Origin of the sequence: Streptomyces sp. SID11385 (assembly GCF_010548245.1) — a bacterium.
Taxonomy (GTDB): Bacteria; Actinomycetota; Actinomycetes; order Streptomycetales; family Streptomycetaceae; genus Streptomyces.
In genome coordinates, this window is sequence record NZ_JAAGLR010000175.1 from 1 (window position 1) to 262 (window position 262).

The window sequence follows — 262 nt, forward strand, 5'->3', positions numbered from 1 at the left end:
GGATGCCGTCGTGGTCGGCGTCGCCTTGCTGGACGACGTAGTCCATGGCCTGCTTCACCTTGGGCCAGCTACCGTTCAGCCACGCCTTGCCGGAGGTCTGGTAGGTGCGGTAGGCCGACAGGATGACGCCGGTCTGACCGTCCATGGTGAAGGTGCTGTCGCCATCGAACCGCATCGGGATCTTGCCCGTACCGTCCATGTTGTCGAGCCACTGTTGTGTCCATCGCTGCCCGACCTCCGGCCACAGCCAGGCCTGTGCCTG

1 protein-coding gene is annotated in these 262 nt (G+C 64.9%); it reads right to left on the reverse strand.

Translation table 11 applies throughout. The annotated features are described in order from the left end of the window. Positions 1 to 262 (reverse strand): GH116 family glycosyl hydrolase (locus tag G3I42_RS05320; protein WP_203606392.1); only part of this gene is annotated, 262 nt, incomplete at both ends.